Source organism: Undibacterium hunanense, assembly GCF_014284335.1.
Classification (GTDB): domain Bacteria; phylum Pseudomonadota; class Gammaproteobacteria; order Burkholderiales; family Burkholderiaceae_D; genus Undibacterium; species Undibacterium hunanense.
In genome coordinates this window covers 317,259-343,140 of sequence record NZ_JACOGF010000003.1, presented here as the reverse complement: position 1 = coordinate 343,140, position 25,882 = coordinate 317,259, and the positions used below count along the sequence as shown (strand labels likewise).

Annotated in this window: 23 protein-coding genes, 1 tRNA gene and 3 pseudogenes; 8 read left to right on the top strand and 19 right to left on the bottom strand. The window is 48.3% G+C overall.

Going from position 1 to position 25,882, the window contains the following annotated elements:
* The first annotated feature begins 119 nt into the window (after window positions 1-119).
* The 3 genes from H8L32_RS07570 to H8L32_RS07560 all read left to right on the top strand — a co-directional run bounded on the left by H8L32_RS07570 (window position 120) and on the right by H8L32_RS07560 (window position 3,423).
* Window positions 120-1,271 (top strand): EAL and HDOD domain-containing protein, encoded by a 1,152-nt coding sequence (locus H8L32_RS07570; RefSeq protein WP_222619272.1) that lies wholly within the window; start codon window positions 120-122, stop codon window positions 1,269-1,271.
* 2 nt (window positions 1,272-1,273) lie between these two features.
* The gene (locus H8L32_RS07565) at window positions 1,274-3,292 is read left to right on the top strand and encodes a putative bifunctional diguanylate cyclase/phosphodiesterase (protein ID WP_186946551.1); all 2,019 of its coding nucleotides are present in this window, start codon (window positions 1,274-1,276) and stop codon (window positions 3,290-3,292) included.
* Between the two features lie 41 nt (window positions 3,293-3,333).
* Window positions 3,334-3,423: transfer RNA gene (locus H8L32_RS07560), tRNA-Ser, on the top strand.
* Between the two features lie 327 nt (window positions 3,424-3,750).
* On the opposite strand, the pseudogene H8L32_RS28340 reads toward H8L32_RS07560, so the two are convergent.
* Together H8L32_RS28340 and H8L32_RS07550 are read right to left on the bottom strand one after the other, a co-directional pair.
* Window positions 3,751-4,320 (bottom strand): annotated as a pseudogene (locus H8L32_RS28340) (leucine-rich repeat domain-containing protein); the annotation flags it as partial.
* Between the two features lie 47 nt (window positions 4,321-4,367).
* A pseudogene (locus H8L32_RS07550) lies at window positions 4,368-4,706 on the bottom strand (helix-turn-helix domain-containing protein); the annotation flags it as partial.
* A gap of 59 nt (window positions 4,707-4,765) precedes the next feature.
* On the opposite strand from H8L32_RS07550, the gene H8L32_RS07545 reads away from it, so the two are divergent.
* A complete protein-coding gene (locus H8L32_RS07545; protein ID WP_186946550.1) occupies window positions 4,766-5,041 on the top strand; it encodes a hypothetical protein in 276 nt (91 codons plus the stop codon).
* Between the two features lie 74 nt (window positions 5,042-5,115).
* Here the strand turns inward: H8L32_RS07545 and H8L32_RS07540 are convergent, their stop codons facing one another.
* The 10 genes and pseudogenes from H8L32_RS07540 to H8L32_RS28330 form a co-directional block, all read right to left on the bottom strand.
* Window positions 5,116-5,514: a hypothetical protein gene (locus H8L32_RS07540; RefSeq protein WP_186946549.1), complete on the bottom strand. Its 399-nt coding sequence runs from the start codon at window positions 5,512-5,514 to the stop codon at window positions 5,116-5,118.
* A gap of 76 nt (window positions 5,515-5,590) precedes the next feature.
* Entirely contained in the window at window positions 5,591-6,013 is a 423-nt protein-coding gene (locus tag H8L32_RS07535) for a hypothetical protein (RefSeq protein ID WP_186946548.1), read from the bottom strand.
* Between the two features lie 65 nt (window positions 6,014-6,078).
* Complete coding sequence (locus H8L32_RS07530; RefSeq protein WP_186946547.1) at window positions 6,079-6,261, bottom strand: hypothetical protein; 183 nt, start codon at window positions 6,259-6,261, stop codon at window positions 6,079-6,081.
* A gap of 13 nt (window positions 6,262-6,274) precedes the next feature.
* Window positions 6,275-6,481 carry a hypothetical protein gene (locus tag H8L32_RS07525; RefSeq protein ID WP_186946546.1) on the bottom strand — a complete coding sequence of 69 codons (207 nt, stop codon included), beginning with the start codon at window positions 6,479-6,481 and terminating at the stop codon, window positions 6,275-6,277.
* 90 nt (window positions 6,482-6,571) lie between these two features.
* Window positions 6,572-6,826, bottom strand: coding sequence for a phage antirepressor N-terminal domain-containing protein (locus H8L32_RS28335; protein WP_186946545.1), 255 nt, complete (start codon window positions 6,824-6,826; stop codon window positions 6,572-6,574).
* A gap of 322 nt (window positions 6,827-7,148) precedes the next feature.
* A complete protein-coding gene (locus tag H8L32_RS07515; RefSeq protein ID WP_186946544.1) occupies window positions 7,149-7,682 on the bottom strand; it encodes a hypothetical protein in 534 nt (177 codons plus the stop codon).
* Between the two features lie 89 nt (window positions 7,683-7,771).
* On the bottom strand, window positions 7,772-10,213 hold the full coding sequence (locus H8L32_RS28160; protein WP_222619271.1) for an RHS repeat-associated core domain-containing protein: 2,442 nt from the start codon (window positions 10,211-10,213) through the stop codon (window positions 7,772-7,774).
* A gap of 59 nt (window positions 10,214-10,272) precedes the next feature.
* Window positions 10,273-11,682: an RHS repeat protein gene (locus H8L32_RS07505; protein WP_186946543.1), complete on the bottom strand. Its 1,410-nt coding sequence runs from the start codon at window positions 11,680-11,682 to the stop codon at window positions 10,273-10,275.
* A complete protein-coding gene (locus tag H8L32_RS28155) occupies window positions 11,679-13,520 on the bottom strand; it encodes an RHS repeat protein (protein ID WP_186946542.1) in 1,842 nt (613 codons plus the stop codon). The genes H8L32_RS07505 and H8L32_RS28155 overlap by 4 nt, the downstream gene beginning before the upstream one ends.
* Before the next feature lie 51 nt (window positions 13,521-13,571).
* Window positions 13,572-13,796, bottom strand: a pseudogene (locus H8L32_RS28330) (DUF6531 domain-containing protein); the annotation flags it as partial.
* A gap of 1,500 nt (window positions 13,797-15,296) precedes the next feature.
* Between H8L32_RS28330 and H8L32_RS07495 the strand changes: the two are divergent.
* Window positions 15,297-15,845: a CPCC family cysteine-rich protein gene (locus H8L32_RS07495; protein ID WP_186946541.1), complete on the top strand. Its 549-nt coding sequence runs from the start codon at window positions 15,297-15,299 to the stop codon at window positions 15,843-15,845.
* 230 nt (window positions 15,846-16,075) lie between these two features.
* Here H8L32_RS07495 and H8L32_RS07490 read toward each other — a convergent pair whose 3' ends face one another.
* The 4 genes from H8L32_RS07490 to H8L32_RS07475 form a co-directional block, all read right to left on the bottom strand.
* Window positions 16,076-16,339 carry a hypothetical protein gene (locus H8L32_RS07490; RefSeq protein ID WP_186946540.1) on the bottom strand — a complete coding sequence of 88 codons (264 nt, stop codon included), beginning with the start codon at window positions 16,337-16,339 and terminating at the stop codon, window positions 16,076-16,078.
* Window positions 16,340-16,510: 171 nt separating this feature from the next.
* Complete coding sequence (locus tag H8L32_RS07485) at window positions 16,511-16,810, bottom strand: hypothetical protein (RefSeq protein ID WP_186946539.1); 300 nt, start codon at window positions 16,808-16,810, stop codon at window positions 16,511-16,513.
* Window positions 16,794-16,982 (bottom strand): hypothetical protein, encoded by a 189-nt coding sequence (locus H8L32_RS07480; protein ID WP_186946538.1) that lies wholly within the window; start codon window positions 16,980-16,982, stop codon window positions 16,794-16,796. The genes H8L32_RS07485 and H8L32_RS07480 overlap by 17 nt, the downstream gene beginning before the upstream one ends.
* Window positions 16,983-17,199: 217 nt before the next feature.
* Window positions 17,200-17,613, bottom strand: a complete 414-nt coding sequence (locus H8L32_RS07475) for a hypothetical protein (RefSeq protein ID WP_186946537.1) — start codon at window positions 17,611-17,613, stop codon at window positions 17,200-17,202.
* Window positions 17,614-18,165: 552 nt separating this feature from the next.
* On the opposite strand from H8L32_RS07475, the gene H8L32_RS07470 reads away from it, so the two are divergent.
* Window positions 18,166-21,030 (top strand): ligand-binding sensor domain-containing protein, encoded by a 2,865-nt coding sequence (locus H8L32_RS07470; protein WP_186946536.1) that lies wholly within the window; start codon window positions 18,166-18,168, stop codon window positions 21,028-21,030.
* A gap of 177 nt (window positions 21,031-21,207) precedes the next feature.
* On the opposite strand, the gene H8L32_RS07465 is transcribed toward H8L32_RS07470, so the two are convergent.
* The gene (locus H8L32_RS07465) at window positions 21,208-21,510 is read right to left on the bottom strand and encodes a hypothetical protein (protein ID WP_222619269.1); all 303 of its coding nucleotides are present in this window, start codon (window positions 21,508-21,510) and stop codon (window positions 21,208-21,210) included.
* A gap of 267 nt (window positions 21,511-21,777) precedes the next feature.
* Here H8L32_RS07465 and H8L32_RS07460 point away from each other — a divergent pair, with 267 nt between their 5' ends.
* Window positions 21,778-22,143, top strand: a complete 366-nt coding sequence (locus H8L32_RS07460) for an SHOCT domain-containing protein (protein WP_186946535.1) — start codon at window positions 21,778-21,780, stop codon at window positions 22,141-22,143.
* Window positions 22,144-22,157: 14 nt separating this feature from the next.
* Here H8L32_RS07460 and H8L32_RS07455 read toward each other — a convergent pair whose 3' ends face one another.
* Window positions 22,158-23,159, bottom strand: a complete 1,002-nt coding sequence (locus H8L32_RS07455; protein ID WP_186946534.1) for a GlxA family transcriptional regulator — start codon at window positions 23,157-23,159, stop codon at window positions 22,158-22,160.
* 111 nt (window positions 23,160-23,270) lie between these two features.
* On the opposite strand from H8L32_RS07455, the gene H8L32_RS07450 reads away from it, so the two are divergent.
* The gene (locus H8L32_RS07450; protein ID WP_186946533.1) at window positions 23,271-23,882 is read left to right on the top strand and encodes a LysE family translocator; all 612 of its coding nucleotides are present in this window, start codon (window positions 23,271-23,273) and stop codon (window positions 23,880-23,882) included.
* A gap of 19 nt (window positions 23,883-23,901) precedes the next feature.
* Here H8L32_RS07450 and H8L32_RS07445 read toward each other — a convergent pair whose 3' ends face one another.
* A complete protein-coding gene (locus H8L32_RS07445; RefSeq protein ID WP_186946532.1) occupies window positions 23,902-25,452 on the bottom strand; it encodes a methyl-accepting chemotaxis protein in 1,551 nt (516 codons plus the stop codon).
* Window positions 25,453-25,882: the final 430 nt, after the last annotated feature.

The following is a 25,882-nucleotide window of genomic DNA, read 5'->3' as shown; positions in this document are numbered from 1 at the left end:
TTGCATTAAATTGTGTTGCAATTGGTAAATTCTCAAATTAATATCTGTAACAATTTTTGATCCAAATTGCTCTTCCACCTATGACACAAAACCGAGGAATTGGCACATTTTTGCCAGTTATGAACGGCAAGCAGCAACTGCAGGCATTGCAAGCTGATTTTGGTGACATGCCTGTGGGAGAAGTGTTTTCGATTCTTCAGTTTTTGAACGAAAGCGAATTCTTTTCCAGGCTAAGCCCGATCTCATTGCTGGTAAAAATCAGCGATGTTGCCCAGATCCCCGTTGATCTGGACACGCGGCTACCTGTCGCCAGGGTGACGCTGTGCGTGCCAGAAATGCATGTCAGCGATAAAGATGTACAACTCAGGTTAAAGCATTTTTCTTCGCTGGGCGTTACCGTGCTGCTGGATGATTTTAACGCCAGCTATGAACCTGCCTGGGAAGGGGCCAGAAACCTGGGGGTAGATTGCCACGCTGCCATACCGGTCCAGGTTAAACCCTGGCTGGGGCGCTTGCATACCGGCATGCATCTGGCAAAGAACCTGTCCAGTGCCACACTACAAGAGCAGGCTGTTGAAGCCGGTTTTAAATGGCTTGCTGGCGATTATGCGTTTAATCCACCCGCCAGCAACAAGGCCGCCGATGCCAGCGCCAGAACGCGTTTGCTGAAGCTGCTGGGCCTTGTCGCCAGGGATGCAGAATCGCGTGAGCTGGAAGAGCTCTTCAAGCAGGATACAACGCTGTCTTTCATGCTGTTTAAACTGGTTAGTTCAGCCGCCTTTGCGCAGACCGTACGGGTATCCAGTTTTGGTCAGGCCATCAACCTGTTGGGCCGACGGCAGTTGCAAAGATGGCTGCAATTGCTGTTGTATGCGCGCCAGCATGACAATGGCGGTGGCCTGAACCCCCTGATGCCACGCGCTGCCTTTCGCGCCAGCCTGATGGAAGCTATCTGCCACAAGCAGGGCGGCAATAAAGACCAGCTGGATTGCGCCTTCATGGTTGGCATGTTTTCATTGCTGGACAAACTGTTTGGCAACCCGCTGGCAGAAGTGCTGCAACCACTGAATTTGCATACTGATGTGCTGGATGCCTTGCTGCACAAATCCGGGCAACTGGGCAAGTGCCTGGACCTGGTAGAGCGGGCCGACCGGGCACATGCCGGTTTCGACATGACATTGTTGGGCGAAATCGGACTCAAGCCGGACGAGTATTATGACTGCGTGATCTCTGCCTATGCATGGGTCAACCAGGTTTGCCAGGACATGTGACCATGAGCATACCGCCTGCGATCAATGAACTGGAAATCGGCGTCCGCCTGAGCGAGGCTGTATTGTGTCTTCAGGACGAAGCACTGGACGCAGAATTGAATCGCATTGTCAGCACCGTTTTTAATGATGCCAATGCAGCTTTCAAGCGCGGCTTGCCCAACCCGGAGCAGATGGCGGATGCCATCCATTGTGCCGCTACAGCAGAAAGTTACTATGTACTGTCCGGTAAAATGGGGCGCGTCAATGAAGCCGATATACAAAAACTGAACATCCTCGCTGCACTGACAGCCAGACTGTTTTCACGCCGCGCTTTGCTCGACAAGCAATACCAGGCATCCGCCCAAGCGCAGCTGCAGCAGACCCAGATCCTTGATCAGATTCATGAATCCGTCATTACCATGGATCTGGCAGGCTTCATCATCAGCTGGAACCGTGGTGCAGAAAAACTGTTTGGTTATGATGCGCATGAAGTCATCGGCAAGAACATTCTTTTCCTGTACGACGACGAAGACATCGATGGCCTGAAACTGTATGACAGCTTTCTGGAGCAGGGCGGGCGCGAGATGGAAGTGCGCCGTAAAAAGAAATCCGGCGAAGTATTCTGGGCCAGTCTGAACCTGTCCCCTTTGTGTGATACCAATGGCATGCCCATAGGCATCATCGGCTATTTAAGCGACATTACTGCACGCAAAGCAGCCGAAGATAAAATCAATTACCTGGCCTATTACGATGCCCTGACCAGCCTGCCCAACCGCAGCCTGTTCAAACAACTGGTGGACAATGCCCTGTTGCAATCACAACGCAATAACACCAGCGCTGCCATCATCTTTATTGACCTGAACCGTTTCAAGCTCATCAACGACACCCTGGGTCATGAAATAGGCAATGAACTGCTGCGCCAGGTCTCTTCACGGTTTTTGACTACCCTGCGAGAAAACGACATCGTCGCCCGCCTGGGTAGTGACGAATTTGCGATTGCCCTGCTGGATATTAACCAGCACTTTCATGCCAGCCTGGTAGTGCAAAAGCTGCTGCACGCGCTCGAGAATGCGTTTGTCGTGGAAGGGCATGAACTGCGGGTAGGTGCCAGCATCGGCCTTAGCGTTTTCCCGCAAGATGGCGCAGGTGCAGACATTCTGCTGCAAAAAGCAGATATCGCCATGGTCAAAGCCAAACGCAGTGCCGGCAACGTATCCGGCAGCTTTTTGTTTTATAGCGACAACATGAACCAGAGCATAGCAGGCAGGCTGTATCTGGAATCTGCCATGCGCAAGGCGCTGGAAAATCAGGAATTTTATCTTGTGTACCAACCCAAGGTGGATCTGGCCAGCGGCAAAATCATCGGTGTTGAAGCCTTGCTGCGCTGGCAGCATCCAGAAAAAGGCTTCATTTCACCAGTAGAGTTCATCCCCGTTGCCGAAGAAACCGGCCTGATCCTGCAGATTGACGAATGGGTATTGGAAACTGCCTGCGCCCAGGCCAAAGCCTGGCAAGACAGCGGCATTGCACCTTTCCGCATTGCCGTGAATGTGTCAGCGCGGGAATTTACCAATAACCTGCCCGTGCGTGTTAAAGAAGCCTTGCAGCACCATCAGATATCGCCCCAGTGGCTGGAACTGGAAATCACCGAAGGCATGCTCATGCACAGCTCGGAAAGCGTCATCGCCATCATGGAACAAATCACCGCACAAGACGTGGTGCTTGCACTGGATGATTTTGGCACCGGCTATTCCAGCCTGTCGTACCTCAAACGTTTCCCTATTGAGACGCTAAAAATCGACCGTTCTTTCATACAAAGCATTCCGAGCGACCCGAACGATTGCGCCATCGCCAGCACCATCATCCTCATGGCCAAACAGTTACACCATAAAGTCATCGCAGAAGGCGTAGAAACCCGCGAACAACTCGATTTCCTGATCAAAGCTGGCTGTGACGAGGTACAGGGCTACCTGTATTCCAAACCCGTCAGCCCGGAACAAATCATCAGCCTGCTGGACAAGAATTTTCATACAGAAATTTGAGCCTTGTTGAACAAGCATAATCCGGGTATAATCATCGGCTCGGAAGCTTGGCAGAGCGGTTGAATGCACCAGTCTTGAAAACTGGCGAGGTGTTATAGCCTTCGTGAGTTCGAATCTCACAGCTTCCGCCACGGAATACGAAAAAGCCCTTGATTATCAAGGGCTTTTTTATTTTCGGCACCACAGAATAAAGTGCTTGGGATGTAAGATTTGGCAGGCTGATTTAACAAAATGCGGAAAGCCTTTCCGCAACCACCTACTTATCTGGTCGGTTTTACCGTTTCGCCAACGCGTCGATACACTGTTTCCGTTATCTGTTTGTTACTATACCCCAATAATTTGCTGGCATCGCGCAAATCAGATATTTCGCTGGCTGTTTTTGGGTTGATACGGGCTATTGACCCCCTATGCAAGCAATTTATGCTTTCCTCAAAAAGGTGATTTGACGCCTAACAAATTTATATAGAAATTTTGATCTTCCGGTATTTGAGTTGATAAGCCAAGAAGATTTTTTTATTTTCCGATGGCGATACTCCGACGAGTTGTGAGCCATTAAGCTCAACTCTTTCTAAAGAGATTAGCTTTTCTAGTGATGGAAGCGACGTGATTTGTGAATTGCTGAGATCGAGGGAATCTAACGCGGTTAGCTTATCCAGTGATGGAAGTAATGTGATTTGTGAAAAGCCGAGGTAGAGAGTATTTAAGGCTGTTAGCTTATCCAGCGATGGAAGCAACTTGATTTGTGTATCGCCGAGATAGAGAGTATTTAGGGCTGTTAGTTTATCCAGCGATGGAAGGGATGTGATTTTTGAAGAGGTTAGAGAGAGTTCTTTTAAGGAGGTTAGCTTATCCAGCGATGGAAGGGATGTGATTCTCGTCTTGGTGAGTTTGAGAGTCTTTAAGGCTGTTAGCTTATCTAGCGATGGAAGGGATGTGATTCCCGTCTTGGTGAGATCGAGATTCTCTAAGGAGGTTAGCTTATCAAGCGATTGAAGCGATGTGATGTTTGTATCGCCGAGATAGAGAGCTTTTAAGGAGGTTAGCTTGTTCGTTTGCTAGCTGAATTGACCCTGTCAGTTTGATCCACCTTCCACTTCCTGGCGAAGGCCGCCACCCGGTCATACGACCCTTCAAATCCTAGCTCTTTCAGATCGAGATGAAGTTGTTTTAAGCTGCGTCGTTGTTTCCGATTTTTACCTGCTTCGGTTTTAAGCCAGCTTGAGAGCTGCAATGCGTATTTGTCGATAGCACTGGTTGTTTGTCGCTCCGCATAGGCAGGCTCTGTGACTTCAGAGCGCAGATAGCGGCGGACAGTGTTGCGAGAGATGCCCAGTCGTCTGGCGATCTCCCGTAATGGAATCTGGTCACGAATGTGCCAGCGTCGAATAATACCTAGTAATGCCACGTCAATCACTCCTGCTCCCTACTCATCAAGATAAGTAGGATTGTGTGCTAAACGTGGGTCAATTTTAGATGCAATTTATCCAGCAAAGTGGGTCAATTTTCAGTGCAAATCAACATAATGATGTATCGGACTTTGCGGGACTTTCTATAGACGCCATAGCGTTGCTGCCCGAAGAATACAGCGAAGAAGAGTTGAGCGGAATTTTTGAAGCATTAAGATGGGCGACTAAAAATCCAGGTTATGATTTTCGTTCGCTTCTTCCGGATTTGCGGCATTCTAACGGAGATATTTATCAGTACCTTTGCAAGATAGAGGTGTCTTTAGAAAAATATTATCCCGTGTAGGCGCGATTAGTGAAACGTAATCGCACGCATGTCGAGGCCGAAAAAGTCAATATTCGCACCTACTTGGGCTGTAGCTAATATGCCAGTTCAGCAGTAATGCTGGGAATTTCGTTTGGTGAAAATACTTTATCGAAACCCGTGTCCAAGACAACGGGGATAAGTGAATTCAGTGCCTTGGTAAATTGAATTCCCAAATCGGTAGAACCCACCTCGCTGAAGAATGAAAGCTCTATAAATGAGAGTGGGGCAGTGCCTAAGAGTTTTTCATACTCATCAAGTTCGTCTTGTTCAAAGCAGCAACTATCGCCAGTAAGTAAATTGATATCAACATGAGCGCGGCTCTCTTCGTTATAGATCATCCGGCACTCTGCCAGTTCTGGCTCCCCAATTATTTCGCCTACTTTCTTTAAATATTCTACGAACGATTCTTTAGTCAAATGTTCACCGAGAATAAGTGTTGATTCGATGGTCATGATGTCACTTTGCTGGAATTTGAGAGGAATCTCAGGTTATTGGGTGAGTTTTGATATTCATGTGCGAAAACGCGGGTTAATCGATCGCAATCCAAGGCGTCATTTCCCACGGAGTGCGCCAGGCAATATTGTGGCGCGTATAGAGTTCGTTTTTCATCCAGCCCCACATTCTTACTGATCGCCCGCGTCGGCCGTCACCTAGCTCTCCGGCGTTGAGCTTGTTTCTTGCTTCGAGGCGGATGGTTTCAATTAAACCAGAGTATTCTGGGTCAACTTCTATTGGGTCAATCAGTATCGATGATCCGAACCATGACAAACCCTCTTCAAATCGTTCCACATACCAAAGACGATGCTGATCTGAAAGCGGTTCTAGCACCGTTTTGCACACTAGCACTTGTATGCCTGTAACAGCGCGAAGGCGCATTACTAGCGTTGCAAGACTTGATTCTTTCGGAGCCGTCATATTGTCCTGATGTGGCAGCCAATTTTTTTGGTTCAAAGTGACATTGTATCAATACCGTCGCCATACACAGGTTTTTGTCTGTGTATGGCTGGCGTATTGCGTCAATGCCTTAATTGCGTTGGCGCGGGATAACCCAGCAATGCACACCATTCTGTAAGTTCTTCAAGCAAACACTGCCGTTTGACAGGGTGAGTGGTGGTTTTAAGCTTGTCGAGGGCGGCCTGGTGGGCTGCTTCTACAAGCTGGCGTTCTTCGTTCGTCAGGGGTTTGGTGGTTGTTTGCATGGTCGGTTACCTCTTAATCTTCGATCAGGAGCGGTTTTTGTGCTTGGGGATAGGCGAAGGCGTCTAACTCTGGCAGATCTGTACCAAGGAGGTCGGATATCCTGCGCAGGTCAGTAAACAAGCCGGTACGTATTGCGGGGCTTTCGACTTCTTCAATCTGGCGCATGATTTTGTATTTTTGCTGCTGCAACACCAATACATCGCGAATTTTGAGATTCATCGGGGTAACGCCATTTGCTATGGTAGGGGCAGGGTGGCGTGGGGCAAGCATCTGGATTTGTAATGCACCAGTATTTTTGCCACCTTTTGACTAGTGGTCCCAAAGTACGTCATCACACTCGTTTTGATATCGGGTGATTTTGTCACGTAACTCTGTCTTTACCTTATTGGGGTTAATTGAGTACAGCCAGGCAGGCAGTTTGCATAATGGCAGGCATGTCATTTCATAATTTTTGCCGTCTGAACTAGTTGTTTCGATTATCGAAACAACTGAATTGAACTTTTCATTGAGCTTTACGTACTGAGATGCCCACAATAAGCCCATATTTTCGACAATCGGGCGCATTGCGACTACAAGCCACAAAACACAGCGATAGCGGGGCTATCGCAAGTATTTGCAATGCAGCCATGATCGTCGCGCACTTGGCTGACACCCCGGTCCACCAGTTCCTTCTAACATTGACTCCGTCCCAAGACTCAGCACGTCCCAGAAGAGGATCAAGTATGTTTCTCCATTCTGCGATAGAAGGGATTACGCCATTTATCTCCAACATATAATCGTTGTAACAAATCGAAACTTGTTGTTGACAACAACCACACTTTATCCGAATGGACGCAAGTTTCTTACCAGGCTTCCTAACTGTGCGTAAATGCGCAACTTGTTACCACTATCTTTCAACAGAGTTCTTTTTCCTCTTGACGATGTAGTAACCAGCAACTAATTCAAAATATCCGGCTAGTATCCAGAAACTAGCAAAAACTTCAAAAAAGCGATTCTGCTCCTTGCAATAATTGTCCTTAGTAATCTCTATAGATTGTAGTTTATTTAATTTTGAATAATATTTACCATTCTCTTCAAATAGAAATTTCTGATAAATAATTGTTCCATCCGGCAATGCACCGAAGTCATACGGGTTACGAAGGAAAGTGGGGAGCAACAAGATGATCGTTACAACTAATGCCGCTAACAAAATCTTAGGCAATTCCAGAAGATACTTAAAAGATTTTAATAATCCTTCTTTCTTAAATTTCCGAATTAACCAAATTTCATATGCGCCCAACAAAAAAAGAGAAACATGCATACATACAATATATGGCCCCCAATTACACACGGCGCTCACTCTTGAAAGAATAAGTGCAGTTACACTAAAAAAAAAGAAAACTACCGTAAGCCGCGCCAATATAACTGGATTTTTATTCATAAGCATATTTCGCTTGTATCAAATCAGACTAAAAATTCAAGGTCTACGATAGTAGTATATCTATTTAATTTAATTGCAATTTGGTCTACTTATTTTTTTGGAATACATCCGTTGATGGTCCACGATAAAGTTCGTGTTTTACCTTGTCCAAAGAATCCCCCAAAACCAGCCCCTTTTTTAAACGCGCCTTTGGAAGCGCTGATACCTCCGGGCCCAATATTTGCCGAGACGCCCACGCTCTTTCCCCATCCCGCGCTTGCGCCAACCCAATCAGATGTTGACATGTCAAATCCGTTGTTCGCCATGTCTCCGATGCCTCCGCCAATCGCCTGTCCCACTCCAGCATATGCACCTTTTGCGTCTGTTATATTAGTCAAGTTTACCGAGATAGTGATAGCACCATTTTCACTGAAGGCAATTGCACCATTGAGATCAAATCCAAGTGTGTATCCCTGACCTGTGCCTGTAACTAATGTGAGACCTAAAGAGTAGCCGCCAGAAATCTCACCAGCCAATCCAAATCGGTCACGCATGGCAAATGGCCTGCCATTCACATACGTGTAAGTATTGATACCACCATTGAGTCCAATCGGATCAGACTCCACATACCTACCCGCCTGCGGATCATAATCCCTGAAGTAATTGTAGTGTAGATTGGTTTCACTATCGTAGTATTGTCCCGGAAACCGGAAGTTGAATCTGAACTTGCTTGTGGCCTGGGTAGGCTGCTCGTTCGGGAGTGTTTCTCCAAATGGCGCACTATCCCAGCGCCAGACTTCGTTACCGTTCGTATCCGTGATGACACGTGGTGTATCAATCTGGTCTGTATAAATATCATAGACCTTGGGCTGATACGCCGTCACGGTTACTGGTGCCGGTGCTGATGTCGTGCTTGCGCCCAGATTATCCGTCGCCTTGGCCGTGATGCTGTAAATGCCTGCTGCCACGTTCGTCCAGTTTGTGGTGAACGGTGCCTGCGTAACATTGGCAATGCTGGTTGTTCCGTTGAAGAATTCAACCTTGGCTACTGTCCCATCCGAGTCCGTCGCTGTGGCGTTCAGGATGATGGTGGCTGGTGTAGTTGCATTGGCCGGGCTAGCTGTCAAACTGATCGTCGGTGGCGTGTTGTTGATGACGTTGATTGTGATTGGCGTACTGCTTGCCGTGTTGTTCTTGTTATCTGTTGCCTTGGCCGTCACGCTATAGCTGTTGGCTGCTACGTTGTTCCAGTTGACACTGTAGTTGTCGCCGTTGGCTGTTGTTGGTGCCGTGGCCGTACCCAGTAGCGTACTGCCCTGATAGAACTGTATCTGGCTGATTGTGTTGCCGCTACCTGTCGCCGGTGTGGCTGTGGCCATCAGGGTTACGGCTGCGGGTGCAATGAAGTTGCCGTTGGCTTGTGGTGCTGGCTGCGCCAGGCTGATATTTGGCAGTGTACTGTTCGCCGGTGAAATGATGCTGGTGAACACCGGTTTGTACAGCAGACTGGTTGGCCCGCCATTGGTGATGTTGATGTTGTTGGCGAACAGATCGCCTGTGAAGACGAAGTTGTTTGCGACTGTCAGGCTGATATCGCCCTGGTCCACATAGATACCGGCGGCTATTTGTGCACCCTGTGCGGTGGTGAAGTTGCCGCTGTAGAGGTAGACCTTGAGCTTGTCGGGGGTCTGGTTGGCGATCTGGGCGGGTGTCATGCTGTTACCGCACGTGGTGCCGCCACTGATGTTCCAGCAGGTGGGGCCACTTCCGAGGTTGAAGGCATTCTTGAAGTAGAGCTTGACGCTGGTGTTAGCGTTACCGTTTGTAGCAGTCGCTACTTTGAGGTGGCAGCTTTGCTGCCAACTGGCGTTTTCTATGTAGTAATCACCCGGTTCAAACTCCATGGACGTGCCATTGCAGTTGGACAGGTTTAGTTGTTTGATGCGGGTCGGTACGGCACCAGCCTGGAAGTGCAGTACCTTGTTTACTTGCAGGTTGACCTTGGCGTATTCGCCGGCAGGCAGATTAAGCACACCTGCCTGGGTTTTGAGGGTCAGGGTCTGGCTGGTCCCGCCCGTGCCAGGGCTGGTACTGGTAACAGCAAGTTGACTATCGCCATTGATGGTGTTGCTGGTGCTGCCGTTATTGACTAGCACTTGCGCACCATTGGCATAGTTCACATCCAATGGGTTGGTGGTACTTTGAAACGCAGGCAAAGTTATGCGGCTGGCATTGCCGCCGCTGGCGGTGACCAAGGCAGTCGTTGTCGGTGTGGTGCTGGCAGCATTCTTGCACTGGGTGGTGCCCAGCAGGTTGGAGGCCAGCACATTGAGTTTGGAGCTGTCATAAAAGCCGGGGTTGCAGAATGCCTGCGTGTTGCTGGTGTCACCCAGGGTGATCTTGCCGCCGGTGAAGACGTTGAAGACGCTGCCTGTTGTAACCTGGGCCTGGGCCTGGGCGGAAGGTGCTGCACACCAGAAACCAGCGGCGCTGATCAGTGCAGCGAACACCATGGTGTAGCGGGTGCGCAATGTCTGTTGAATGGTCGACATAGTGTATTTTTGTTGTTTGTTTTGGACGTCAGTTAGCTGAATTGGATGCATGGCAGGCTCTACTGAATCACAGCCACAGGGATGTTGTCGAGGTAGATGTAATCAACATCATTCTGGCCTGTGCGTTCGCTGATGATCTTGCCACCCAGGTCATAGTGATACACGGTGCTGGTAGCTGGATTACTGCCATTGGCAGGAGCGTTCTTTTGCACGCGCTGGCCCAGGGCATTGACCACATATTGCACATTACCTATGCTGGTAGTGGCAGACATCATGCGGCCGCGGCTGTCATAGTTGAACTGCGCTGCACCATTATTGGTGATACTGCCATTCGGGTCCATGGCAATCGCGGTGTTTTGGCTATCGGTCACCTGGGTCAGGCGATTGCTGGTGCTGGCATAGGTGTAGCTGGTATTGGCTGTGCCTGTGGTCTTGGTGCTGCGATTGCCAACGGCGTCATACGTGAAGCTTTGGCTGACCTGCGGTGTCTGGTAGCTGGTTAATCGATCAAGGTTGTCAAAGCCGTAGCCGATTTGTCGGTTGGGGTTGTTGACTTCATTGATGGAAGTGATGCGGTTGGCTGCATCATAGGTGATGGCCTGCACCGCATTGTTAAGGACGTAGCTGGCAACCCGCTGATCATTGTCATAGGTGCGGGTGTAGTTTTGTCCGGCGCTGTTGCGGTAGCTTTGTATGCCGCCAAAGGGCTGGTATGTTGCCTGGCTCAGGATGGTGGTCGTGATACCGCCTTTGCTGGTGTCAATCTGGGTGACGCGGCCCAGGCTGTCGCGGGTATAGCTGATCTGGCGGCCATTAGGATAGGTAAGACTGCTCAGGCGTCCGGTATTGTCATACTGGTAGCGGGTCACGTTAGTGACATTGTTGATGAGACGCGTATCAGTCAGGATTTGACCACGACCATTATAAGTGTAGGCAATGCTGCCATTCTGGTAGCTGATCTGGCTCAGGCGGCCTTTGGCGTAATTGCCTTGATCATAAGTGTAGGTAGTGCTGCTGCCGTCTTGATAGCTGATGCTGGTGATACGGTTGAGTACGTCATAGGTATAACGGGTAGTCTGACCCTTGGCATCGGTCCTGGTCAGGATATTGCCGGCAGCATCCACCGTTGTGGCGGTGACGCCTGTATCCGGGCTGGTGAGGCTTAATTGGTTGCCTAAACCATCGATACTATATAGCGTAGAAAGATTGCGCGCATCCGTCACTTTAATGAGGCGGTTTTGTCCGTCATAAGTGTAGCTGGTGACTTTGTTGTTAGGATCGGTCTGCGTTTGCACACGGCTGAGTGGGTCGTAACTTTGTACAGTCGCTGCATTGAGGGCATTGGTGACTTTAGTAACATTACCCATTTGGTCGTATTCGTATTGATAGACGGCGGACTGGGCATGACTAACGCCGGCAAGGCTGGCTAGCGCCAGTGTCAATAGGCTTGGTTTGAAGAGGTGTTTCATTGGGCGCCTCCGGTGATCTTTTGCAGGTGGCCGAGAACATCAAAGCTGCGGCTGATCTGGCGTGTCAAACGACCGCTGCTGTCGGTCACGGTTTCGTTAATGCGGTTACCCATATTGTCTAATGTGTAGTTGATGCTGTTACCCAAGTTGTCGCTGATCCTGGTCAGGCGGTGTGCGTCGTCAAAGCTGTAGCTGATGCTGCTATTGTCTGGCAATGTGATCGTAGTCATCTGGCCGACGTTGTCATAGTCAAAGCTGGTTGTTTCACTGATGCCGTCAACGTTGGTGACTTTTTTCTTGAGCCAGCCACGCGGGGTATACGTCAGGGTGCTGACAATACCGTTGGCATCGGTGATTTGACCTGCACGACCATTGCCGTCGTAGTTGCCCAGGGTGGTGACATGACCGGCCGCATTCGTGATGCTGGTCAGATTGCCTTGGGTATCGTAGATATAGGTGGTTTTATCAAGTACATCGGTACGTGGACCTTTGATGCTTAAAACCTGACCAGCATTATTGTAGGTGTAGGTCCAGGTGCGAGGACTGCCTGTAGTCACTGCGCTTGCGCCCTGGCTTCCATCAGCGTCACTGGTGGCTTGTTCTATCTTTGTCAGTACATTCCCTTTGCTGTCGTACGTATAGCTTGTACGTAATAGGGGAGCGTTGACTTGCATAGGCAGGCGGTAGCTTGCATGCCAGGTCGTAGTTGTCGTTTGTGCTTGTGCTGTATCGCTTGCTTCAACGCGCTTGGTTTCGAGATTACGGCTAAGGTTGTACTCGTAAGTAGTAATTGTTCCATTGAAATCTGTCTTGCGCGACAGATTTCCATTGGCATCGTAGGTTTTATTGCTGGTGTTGTCGCAGTTGATACATGGCTGATTAAGTGCCGTATGACTTATGGTATTCAGCAATGCCTTGAACTGGAAAGTATTTGATACTTTTTGTGGATTCGTAGTTGTCCCCAGGTAGGTGTCCACCGTTGTGGCTTTAGAACCGTTTGCGTCAGGATCACCATAGGTCAATGCGACTTTTTCTACGCCACCGGCATGCTCGGACGATGTTGCGCGTCCATAGCAATCATACGTCCAGCTCGCATAACGCTTGCCATTTTCATCAATGATGCCAGTCAGTGCATTGGGTAATGTTCCCAGGCCGCTGCCAACTGGTGAACCATAGGGGCAAGCTGTGCCGCCATTGATGTTGCTCGCTTCGTTATAAACGTAAGAACGTGTTTTGTTATCCGGGTAGGTGACAGATGTGAGGTTATTGGCCGCGCAGGCGTAGCTGTTCGGATCGGTATTGCAACCACCCGTCGCACCATCATAGGCATACTGATACTGGCCACCGGCAGCATCGATGACGCTGTTGATACGACCTTTGGCGTCATAAGCAAAATTCATCTGATGATTCCAGTTATCAGTCACGCACAGCAATTTGCCACGCGCCAAAACTGCTCCGGCACTCGTTTTTGTACAGGCAGGCGCATCAACTGGAAGACGTGCGACGCTGGTATCGTTGGTGGTGCCGTCACTATATGTCAGTTTTTGGACAACACCATTTCTTTTGGTGATGGAAATCAGCCGGCCTTTTGCATCATACTGCTCAACATCATCAGACGAGCTATTGGTAAACGTCCAGCCAGTAATGGCAGTGCTATCTGTATTGTACTGAGCAACGAGGCGGTCATTGGTGTTGAGATCGCTTTGCCAGTTATTGCCGTTGCGGGCAAAGAAGATTTTGTTGCCGCGTGCTCTGGTGACAGAGATGGCGTCAGGGATAGCTGTTGCGCTTGTCGGAAGATTGTTTTCGCAAAAATAAAACTTATAATCTGCTGACACATTGCATTTTGAACGTGTTTGGTTGAGCGCCAATGCTGCTTCTGGCTGGATCTGCGATTCGTAGGTATGCATCCATTTCATCCCAAAGCCATGAATTGCAACAGAGTCAGGTTTGTTTGGGTTGCTGTCGTAAAAGCGAGTGAAAGCTAGTTCGCCAGCATGGATAGCAGTAAAATCTGGCTCTTTTTGTATTTTTGCGCCGGTCGCAATAACAATTGGGTTGCCACAACTTGGACAATCGTCGGGTGGTGGCTCAGGTGTGTCAGGTTGGGGCATAACTCCCATGCAGTAACCCACTTTTGCAAAGTAGCGATAATTGGGGGCCTGGCAAATACAAGCCCTGACTTTTTTATTGTAAGTGGTATTGCCTGGGCAACTGTAAACATAAGGTTGTCCATTCAAATGTTCAGTGACAACAACTCTGTCTGACATTTGATGATTACAAAAATATTTGAATCCCTTATGTGGATCATCGTCGGTTGGCGTTTCCAGGTACTCGATATTCTTAAGCGCACCGACTACGCCATCATAGTAAGAGCCTGTGCATAAAAACGTGGCAAGAGCTGCCTCAGTGGAATACTTTGTTTCACCAAAATACCATCCTTCATCCACCAAAGGGGCGGTAGACGATTGCGCTTGTGCTTGGGTGCCGAGAAACAAACAACCCAAAATACTAACCATCAATAAAGCATTGCGGAAGAGTATTGAAATTTTTCTCGACAAGACTTGCAACAAGCTTTGCCCAGTGAACCTTTTATCACTCGATGGCTTACAAAGATACATAAATAAATTCCATTTTTTAAATCAAAAATAGTGATTGCATAATGCCAATTGCATTGATTTCTTATGTCATCGTGCAAGCGACTACTTGTTAAGGCAAGTAGTCGCATAATCAGATGGCTAAAATAGTTTAGGCAGCAAAACCGCAGTTGTTACGTGCGTAATTGCATTGCAGTGTTACCTACGGTATTGCTTGCAACCTTTTGTAGAAGACTCAAGCGCGTGTCGCGGATAGAGTGAAAGGAAATCAGAAACTATTGCGCATTGCTAAAAAATTATGTTAGCGAGTGTGGCGGTGGGTGTCTGAGTCCTTAAAAAAGGAGGAAAAAAATGCTTCCGAGCTAAACTTGTTTAATTGTATTCTGAAAATATCTACTTTGTAAAATTTTGTGTAAATTTTTGAAGATTGACAATTTCTTGAATGTAGCAAGTTTTCGATTGCTTCAAGGTTTAGCTGGCTTAGCCCCAAAACACGCCTCTGTTCATATTGAACATCAATCCCATCTGCCACAAACCTATCCCGTAGCTAGTACTGATGTACCCCCCGCAACACGGACTACACGGCCATAAAAACCTACTTCCAGTCTGTTGCCATCTGCCTTTGCCTTAAGATGGATGTTGGCGCGCAGTTTGTTTAAAAAAACCGGTTTGGACAATTACTGTGCCGATGGGGGGGCCAGGCACGCTGCAACTTCGCTTTGCGACAGGCCACCCAAATAATTCAGGGCGATAGTCTGCTGTTGCAAACGGTCGAGTATGGGCGACATTGCGCCAGAGTACGGCTGTCGTTCAATGTCTGCAGCCTATTATCCAAAGGTGTGTTATCTGAGGATCGTAGTGTAATTATAGTGTCACTGATATCATGACCAATTTCTGGCATCGATCTGTTTTGCTTGCGGGCGCGGGGTCAGGTCTGACATTCATACATTTCCAACCTAGAGGGCGATTACGCGTTGACGGAAACCATAGAATCTAATCGCTCTTACGCGGGCTCATATGACTAGAGATGAAGCAATAGATTTGTTAGTGGGACGCGACCTTGCTCGACTATTCCAGGATGAGCGTGAAGTTTTGTTGTTGGATTGGTGGTCCATTGATGCAGGTGATCCTGAATATGAAGGTCTTCCCGATGTTTTAAAGATGATGATTGCTGGTACTGACGAGCCGGACGATCCGAAAAATGCGATATATGATCCTCTACTAAAGATTGCTCTTAAACATTCTTATGCAGGGGTGGCCAACTCGTATTTGAAAAACCAAATTATCCTTCTAGGGTTGAACTGCGCAATTGAAGGCGATGTTGAGGTGCTGGTAGCTTGTCCCTGTTGCAGATACAGGAGTCTGCGTGTGAGTGACGCATATGAAATTTGTCGTGTGTGTTTTTGGGAGGATGACGGAACAACGGAATTTGATCGACTCAGTGGGCCGAATAATATGTCGCTACGTGATGCGCAGCAGAATTTTCAAAACATTGGTGCTGTTACTGAGGATGCTCTACGATATGTCCTTTCGGATGGTCGGGATCGATATATCTCAGAAAAATAGAGATACCACATTTGATAGAAAAATTAGCCGATTGCGCAATCTTTGCAATCGGCGGCATCAGCCGTTAAGTTGTGTGCAAGATTCGAAGCAATTTGCATATTTCTATACCTTGTGTGGCAAAAACAATTTATACCCGATTTGAAAACGACGATTGTCAAATGAATTTGGCTCTTGCAGACGCTTTTAAGCTATGCATGCCTTTTATCTTAGTTATAGGAATTGGCGACAATCTAATTTCTCAGCATGTTGTCTTTTACCTCTGCGAGATTGAGAGAGACCGTATGGCCCAGTTTTCCATCTTCAAACACGAAAGATTCACCCCATACGTCATTCGTAATCCATCCACTCACAGTGAGTTCGTCAAAAGGGTAAGCAGTGTTCTTTACCTGAACCTTACGCTTTTCACCAAGCTTTCGGGGGTTGGGAGAAAAAACTGCTGTCTTAGTTAGGCCGGTAGGCATCGGTCTGTATGCGGCGGTATTTGGATCAATCATGAATTTCTCCTTATGAATACCTTGCAAGTCAACCATGATTAAAGCTAATGTTTTCAGTAAATTGGCTTGCTACTAAATATAGTGGAAAATTTAAATGCGGCCCTAATTCTAGTGCTGTAATTCAGGGATGACAAATATTTCGTGGAAATTGTAGGGTTTTTTCATCATGCCTTATGGCAATTTTTGCGAAATAAAAACTTCCTCTGTTTTCATCCTTACTTCAAAAGTATTTTTTGTTTCCTCCCAATCACCGGTATCTATCCCCAATTCGTTCAACGCAGGAACTACAAACCTAACGGCATCCAAGTCATTTTTCCAAATGCCGTATGCCTGTCTATAGATTTCTTCGAACAATTGCCTATGATTTTTGATACTCCATGCCGAAGGTAAACCAAATGTTCCACTGGCTTCTTCAAGCAACCATGGAAAGATGAAGTTTGGATCACGCAAGACGTCAACCAATACAGACAATAAAAAACTCCTTAACCATTAACTCACTGAAAGTCTTACGATCATTTGGATCGGTTAAACCAAATAAAATTCTACATTTTTCTTCTTGGTCAAATTCATTAAATGGCTCAAAAAATGTCAATAAAGCTAATACCTTATTTTCAAGTGCTACACGTGCATTTAGTTCTGTCATGGTACGTTCGTCGCTAAACCAGTAAGTGGTATATTCAGGTTAGGGTCAAATCTAATCACACAATCGGTGTAGTTTTTATTAATAGAGGTGTATCCATTTACACAGATTACGTGATCTAAATCGCTCTTACGCGCATTAAAAAAGCGGCATTGATTGATCCTTGCTGCCTTTCTACTTCCTTAGCTTTGCTGCGTATTACGTCTGGCTTTTATCTCGCTTAATCACCCTTTGGGGGCAAGGTATTGACTGCGCTCCTCAACCAAAAACATTCTCCCACGTCTGGTAATTCACGAACGATAAAGCCGCGTCTTTCCAGTACGCGGCGTAATTTCAGGTTGGGCTTGGCACAATGTACGGCGTGCACACGCCATTCCAGAAATTGCAAACCTTCGCGTTGTGCATAGCGGTTGGCCAGTGATGCCAGGGCGGGTAAGGCGCCTTCGCCGCCGCCATCGACGTGCGCCAGTTCCATAATGAGGGTGTCTCCAGAAACGCAAAAGCGGCCCAGCATGTTGGCTGACCCGGCCTTGAAGACCAGGGCTTCGTCGCTGAGTATGATGGATTGCATCAGTTCAGCAGGAAGATTCAGAATTTCGTCGGTGGTGTAACCTTCCAACAGTATGTTTGACATGGGTTTGATGGATGATCAATATTGGTTATCAATCATAACAAAACTCAGCCAGTCGAGGGCCTGTAACGGGATGCGGGGTCAGCATCCATATATTTCAACCCTGCGGACGATTCATCATCATTGGTCTGGTCTATGTGGTCTACACCTTGCTTTGCAGGCTTGGGCTTAGCTTGGGTCTCAGGTCATTGTTTTTGGCAATCTGGCCCACAGTAGATATTGGCACCGGTCTTTTGATCAAGACTTTGATTTTTGTGGGTGCTTAATGGCATCTGCTATGCCTGTCTGTCACCTCCCTGAAACCCGCATATCTTATACTTGCGCTTATAGCGCATTTATTTATTTTGTGACATGCTGCTCTTACCGCGCTGAATTTCCTACTTTTGGTAATTGGCAGTGTTTATATAAGGCAACTCTATTGTCGTCACCGTACCAGAAAATTCGTTTGAATTTTAAATTGCATATGTATGCAGCGAAATGACGCTACGTCGAATTTAAGGAGCTGCAAAATTGTATTGTTACGTGGGTAAATTATTACCTTGGTTTGCTCGCTTGATGACGTTGATGCTGGTGATGTGGGCTGCGCCAGCCAGGTCGCAACAAATGCCGCTTCGGTATTTCACGCAACAAGATGGTCTTAGCAATCTGTCGGTCAGTGCGATGGCGAACGACAGGGATGGTTATATCTGGATTGGTACAGAAAACGGATTATTTCGTTATAACGGTACCGAATTTCGTCGTTATTCCAGGGAAGACGGGTTGCCCGAACCATTCATTGCAGCCTTGCACGTCGATGCTCAAAACCGATTATGGGTTGCCAATAATAATACTTTATATCTAAGGAAGGGCGAGCGTTTTGAATCGGTTTTCAATGACGGCAAAAAGGTCCCCATTTCTGCGGGACAAAAATTAAGTTCGTCTCCTGACGGAAGGCTATTCTTTGTCAGTCAGCAAAGCTTATATGCGCTGACAATGTCTGACGGCCAACCGCAACTCACCGTGCTTTTCCCAAGCCAGCAAAACCTTGCGCAAACGGTGCCTGATGCCTTGTTTGGTTTGCATCTTGATAAAAATGGTGATTTCTGGCTGGGATGTGGGCAATCAATTTGCGAATACAGTGGCACCAAAGTTCGTGTCTGGGATGTGTCGCAGGGTGTGCCGGATGATCGCTGGCATAGTTTTTATCGTGACAGTAGCGGGCAGCTTTGGGCGAGGGGCGAACAACATATTGCTGTTCTTCCGGCCAACGATACCCGTTTCAAAGACAGAACACCACCAGGCGATATCCTGCATAAGAAGGGGTTGGTAATTTGGATATCTGCCGATGCCGAGGGGCGGGTATTGACCAATGCTGACCAGTCATTGATACGCTGGAACAAAGATCGCTGGGAAAGCTTTGACAAGCAGAATGGTTTAAAAATAGCCGGCGGCCTGACTGGGCTTCTTTTTGATAAAGATGGTGGCATGTGGCTGGGTTCTCGCGGACTTGGCTTGATCAAATGGCTGGGTTCTGGCAATTGGGAAAGTTGGACCATGGCGCAAGGCATGCCTGACGATGTTGCCCTGTCGCTGGTCAGAGACAGGGCAGGGGTTCTGCATGTAGGCACACGTTCTGGTCCGGCGCAGTTGGGGCCTGATCAACGGCATTTCAGCACCAATACAGACGGGCTGGGGAAAATTGATCATCAATGGTCAGGTATGGTGGTTGACAATTCCGGTACGGTGTGGGGCGGCACTTATTCTGGGCAACTGATGCGTTTCGACGCGAAAACCCGAATTTATACGCAGGTTGCAACGCTTCCCCAGATTTATCGAATGCTGTCAGATAGCAAAGGCAATATATGGGTGACGACTGCCAATGGGCTGTTCGTCATTGATACCAGTATCAGCAAAATTAATGTGATGCGCCCCGCTGGTTTGGATAGCCTGAAAATCCCTGAAACAGAGATTTTTCGTGACTTGTGCCAAAGCCCAAATGGAAACATCTGGGTTCTTTCCCGGAGGCAGTTACTGCGCTTTAATGGCAAGAGCTGGAATAATTTTCAGGTGAAGTTTAATGGCGAGCCGCCTAACATGGCAGCGCTCAGTTGTGCTGGTGATAATGGCTTGTGGCTAGGTACGGTGCAGGCTGGCCTGATACGCGCAGGCGTCAAGGATGGGGTTTTACAGTTGCAGCAGCAAGAATCACCGGTCTTAAAAAACAAGCTCATATTTTCTTTACTGGAAGACAATCGTGGATGGTTGTGGGTTGGTACTGATGCTGGTATCGCCGTCTGGAATAAAAAGCAGTGGCGATTATTCAATCAGAGCAATGGATTCGTCTGGAATGAAACCAATGGGCGCAGTTTTTATGAAGATCCGGATGGCGCGATGTGGGTTGCAACAAGCAATGGCATTTCACACATCCTTAAGCCTGAACGCCTGTTTAAAGAGCATGAACTCAACAGCCTGATTGAAAGTATTCATCGTGGAGGTGAGTCTTTTTTTGCAGACAGGCCGATGGACCTTGCGTGGTCGCCCCAGCCATTGGAATTTGTACTGGTCAGCCTTAATTTCAGAAACCGTGGTGCCCTTGAATTTCATTATCGGCTTGCTGGCCTGGAGAAAAGCTGGTCCACATCGACGACGCCCAGGGTACGTTATACCGCGCTGGAACCCGGCAATTATCGCTTTGAATACTTTGTCAGCAATTCTGATGCGCAGCAATCGTCAGCGATCAAGTATCTTGAACTGGTCATTCAACCCCCATGGTGGAGGACCGTATGGTTTTATATCCTGGTTGGAGCGGTTTGCCTGATCCTGGTTTTTGTCATTCACACCTATCGCTTGCGTAAATTAACCGAACTGCAGGCGCAAACGGAAGCCATAGTCAAAGAGCGTACCCGCGAGCTGGAGCTTTCGCGCGAAGAACTCAAAATTCGCGCCTTGAGAGATGGTTTGACATCAGCCTGGAATCGTTCTGCCATGCTGGAGATTTTGGAAATGGAACTGGTGAAGGCGGCGCGACAGAAAACCTTCTTGCTGCTGGTTTTACTGGATCTGGACCATTTTAAGCGCATTAATGATACCTATGGCCATCCCGCTGGTGATGCGGTGCTGGTCGAGGTTGTACGCCGTCTGAATGCGACAGTGCGTCAATATGATGCGGTTGGCCGCTATGGTGGCGAAGAATTCCTGATCATCATTCCAGGCCTGGATTTAATTCACGGAAAAAGTCTGGTGGAAAGATTGCTGCAATCCATCCGGGAGCAGAATATCGTTATTGGCGAACAACAATCAATCAGTGTCACCAGCAGCTTTGGTGTGATCGCTTTTGACCCGTACAAGCCCATGACATCGGCTGAATTAATTTCACATGCAGATCAGGCTTTGTACAGGTCCAAGCAGCAGGGCAGGGACAGGGTTGAGTATGTGGTTTGATATGCGAGTTTGATATACGGGTTTGACTATTACCTTGTGTCGAGATCATACCTATTCTATTCGTGCACCATGTCACAAATTTGTAAGCTTATTGCGCTAGACTACTGCAAACATCTCCTCGGTGTTGACGTTTTTTTTAAGCAGCCTTCGGGCTGCTTTTTTTATGGGAAATGTATTTCAGTCATTCGTGATGTAGTAATTGCACATAGTGATCAGGCCGTTGAGTTTGTCGGCGTCTTTTCTGGTCAGCAGGATGTCTCTTACCTCGATAATCTGGGTTCGGCTGGGAATGATTTCTGTGGGGCTGCGGCACATCCAGTCGATTAATATTGATGTGATCTTCTTCCGCCCCAGTTTGGCAACTTCCTTGCGGGTTGGGACGTAAATCTGGAAAGTGTGTGCTTTTTGTCTGGAGGACGAATTTTGAGCTGCCAGCAAATTTTCATCTGGTACGCCAAACCGCTCATGTAGGTGTTGCATAGGCCATGCTCCTTCAATCTTTGACTGAGGCGGGAAAGACATCACAGGAATGATGTCTGAATGGCTCCCAGTGTAATCCTATATTTGCAGATAGTCTTTTTCGTCATGTAGCAATGTTGAGCTGACGCAAAAAAATTGTCGGTTTGGTAAATAATATTTATGGAATAGTATTGATAAATTGCAATACAATACTGGGCTACCATATAGGTAAATACGGGCCTATTTCTGCCACTGTCGTCTTCATCTGTCGCCATCTTGAATATAAAAATGAGAAAAATTGTACCTCTGATTTCTGCACTTACTGTCTTACTTTCAGCTTGTATCGGTGCACCGAAAGTTGATTTTGCAAACATTGATAGTACTTGCGCGCAGCAATGCTCGGCCAATCACACAACTTGCATAAGCGGCTTCAAGCTGTTTCCATTAGCTAACGAGGCAAGCTGCAAGACGGCAATGGAAACTTGCGCACAAGCCTGTCCAACGAAAACCGAAGTAGCAAATTCTGCCAGGACCAAATCTGCACCAGTATCGACTGCTGAAAAGCTGAAAGAAATTGATACCCTTCTGAAAGATGGTTTGATCACCAAGACAGAGTACGAGGCAAAGAGGCAGGACATTCTCAAGTCGATGTGAACGATCGGGGCGGCTCAAGGATTGACGATGTGGTGGGAGATGGTTTTCCGAAATTCTGCCGGTGGTTTTCCGAATCGTTTGCGGAAGATTTTACTCAGGTAGCTGACATCCGAGATGCCTGCTTCGTCGGCGATGGTGGTCAGGCTGTGGTCAGAATTGAGCAGGCGCCATTGCACGTGCTGTAGCCTTACTTCGTTCCAGTAGTTTTTTGCCGTCATGGCATGGCTTGCGAGGAACAGACGGTCTAACTGGCGTCGGCTGATGCCGACCATGCTGGCAAGCTCATCGGCTGTCTTGCTGCTGCCAAGCAGTGTGCGCATGAGTGCAATGGCGCGGCTTACATGGCGCCCTGTATTGACTTCGTTATCCAATGACCGCAGTTGATGAGCGCTGCTGCGCGCTTCATCCACCAGCATGTCTGCCAGACCTTTCAGAGCCCTGGTGCGCCCACAGGCACGTGTCAGCATTTCTACGGCAAGGTCTATCGCTGCCGTGCCACCGGCGCATGAGATGCGGTTGCCATCAAAACAGTACATTTGATCGCTCATGACTTCTATGCGGGGGAAAGCGGCGCGAAATTCAGTTTCGTGTCGCCAGTGCAGTGCGACCTTGTGACCAGCTAGCAGTCCACATGCCGCCAGCAGGAAGCAGGCGTTGTCGATGCAAACAAGCGTTACCCCATGTCCTGCAGCCCGACGCAGCATGTTTTTATAGTGCGGGGCCAGTGCTTGCGTCACTTTGGCGCTTCTTCCGCCAAAAATAACCAGGTAATCAAAATCTTGATAGCCGATTTCTGCCGGCGTGACCTGGGTTTGTACGGCAATGCCACTGCTTGATTCTACATGGCCAGGTTCAAGGCCCAGGATCTGCCATGTGCAGTGGCGCTGACGACTGTAATCCGCTTCGTCTGCGGTAAAGCGCAGCTTATCCAGAAAACCCCCGAAGGGCAGCATCGCAAATTCTGGCAATGGCAGTAACAGGATGCGGATGTCTGCCACAAGTGTTTCAGTATGCATTATTGAGATGTCTAAAATTTATCTAAAAACGTCTAAATAATACCATTGATGATTGATCGTATTCTTTACACTGCTGTAAGTTACTGGAGTTTGAAAAACAGGAGAAATTACATGGCTTTGCATACCTGGATTATTTACGCTATCGCAGTATTGGGCTTGTCGCTTACACCGGGGCCGAATGGATTGCTTGCCATGACACATGGTGCCTTGTATGGGGCAAGAAAGGCTACCTATACCGTCGTTGGTGGTGTGGTGGGTTTTACCTGCCTGATTGCCTTGTCGATGTTTGGCCTGGGGGCAATACTGCAAGCATCGTCCAGCGCTTTACTGGTGCTGAAACTGGCAGGGGGAATTTACTTGGTCTGGCTTGGCATACAGTTATGGCGTGCGCCTGCACTTCATCTGGCGCCAAAAGAAAGCGCAGGGGCTAAACGTGGCATCAGTTTGTTTCGTCTGGGCTTGTTGACGGCGATAGCGAACCCGAAGGTGCTGCTGTTTTACGGTGCTTTTCTTCCACAGTTTATTGATATGCAGCGTGCACTGTTGCCACAGTTTGTCGTCATGACGGTGACCTTTGCGGTCATTGAATTTCTGGTGGAGTATTTACTGGCAAGGCTGGCGCATTACATCCGGCCGTGGCTGGAACGGGGGCAGAAACGTTTCAACCGTACATGTGGAACGCTGTTTGTTTTTATCGGCGCTGCCTTGCCGTTGATTAAGTAGGGCAGCACCGCACTGTATTTTAAGCCTGCAGCCGCAGCAATGGCGTACTTTGCCTTGTCCTGAAGACAGATACGGCGCTCATCAGTTCGCCGGACTGTTCGTTCAGGCTGGCAGCGGCTGCGGCCATCTGCTCTACCAGTGCAGCGTTTTGTTGTGTGGTCTGGTCCATCAGGGTGACGGCTTCGCCAACCTGTGCAACGCCGCTGGATTGCTCTGAACTGGAAGCGGTGATTTCGGCGACGATCTGGCTGACTTTGCGGATGGACCCAACCACTTCATTCATGGTAGTGCCAGCCAGGTCCACTAGTTGGGAGCCTTTTTCTACTGATTCAACACTGGTGCTGATGAGGGATTTGATTTCCTTGGCAGCATCGGCACTGCGACCGGCGAGGGATCGTACTTCGGTAGCGACGACGGCAAAGCCGCGCCCTTGTTCGCCGGCTCTGGCGGCTTCTACTGCAGCATTCAGGGCCAGGATATTGGTCTGGAAGGCGATGCCATCAATCACGCCTATGATGTCCTGTATTTTTTTGGATGATTCATTGATGCCGCGCATGGTGCCAACAACTTGTTCAACTACCGCACCACCGCGTGTGGCTACTTCGGACGCTTGTGCTGCCAGTTGATTGGCGAGTCTGGCGTTGTCTGCATTTTGATTGACGGTGGAATTGAGTTCTTCCATGGAGGCCGCTGTTTCTTCCAGTGAGCTGGCCTGACTTTCAGTGCGGTTGCTCAAATCCATGCTGCCGGATGCAATTTCGTCGGTGGCCTGGGCGATGCCAGTGGCAGAGCTGCGTACGCCGTTGACCAGTGATTCCAGCGAGGTCTGCATTTGTTGCAGCACGCCCATCAGGCTGCTGTCACTGGCATTGTTGTCTATGCTTTGGGACAAATTGCCTTTGGCAATATTCGCCAGGGCTTCCCTGGCCTGGACCGGGTCGCCGCCAAGTTCCTTGTGCAAGGTTTTTTGGCAAAAGAAGTTCAGGAAGATGGCAACCAGGCTGGCCAGCACGGCCAGGCAGATTGACAGGGTGATGGCAAAACTGACCTTGTCATTGACGTTGGTATGTTCTTGCGCAGAGCGTTTGCCGGCTTCATCGCGTTGCTTCAGCAATTCGCCACGCAGGTTTCTCCAGGCCGGGGTTTCTTCTGCATTCAGTACGACCGTTGCATCTCCTTTTTCTTTGAGTATGGCGACGATCTTTTCTTGTGTCTGGGCGTGAATCGCTCTCAGTTTGGGCAGTTCTGCCAGGCTTTGTGTCGTGTTATTTATTGCAGATACTTTCTGTGCCTGTTCAAAGGCTTTGTCGTAGGCCACTTGTGCCGCCAGAAAATTATCAACGCCTTTCTTGTTGGATGGGTCCAGCACGACGTTTCTGAGTGCCTGGCCCATTTGCAGGCCCTGGGCATACATTTCAGAGATGTTTCTTTCCAGCGCCTGTTCAGTCGAAATGTAGTTGTCAAACTGGGCACGGGTTGATAGCAGGGAGGTAATGGAGGTGGCTAAACCTATTGCAAACAATAAAGCAGGTATGGCTGAACACAAGACTATCTTGACTGAAAATTTCATGCTTACTCCTCAGTGTTGCCGTTGATTGGTACGCTATTGCACAGGTCGAAGGGTGATTCAGATATGGATATGGGGCAGCTTGATGTCAGCAGTTTGCAGGCCATTTCTTGTAAGGCTGGCATCTGTTATTGATGAGTGTAACAAAATGTTTATGCAGCTTCGTGAAATATTTATTTGAAGCATCACTTTGTGTTGCATTTTGTTCCATGCGAGATGGGGGCATTGATAACGATACTGGTATGACACGGCATTGCATTCCAGGGTCTTGTCACACCATTTGTATGTCAAACGCAGGGGCTATCTGCTTGTTGTCCACGCAAGCATAATCCAGTCGCGTTGTCTGAAAAAACGCCGTGCGACGCAGTTATCAACTTTAATGAAGTTCTTCAGATTTCTTACTGGCAGTAATCAGAAATTGGGCTGGTCAAGG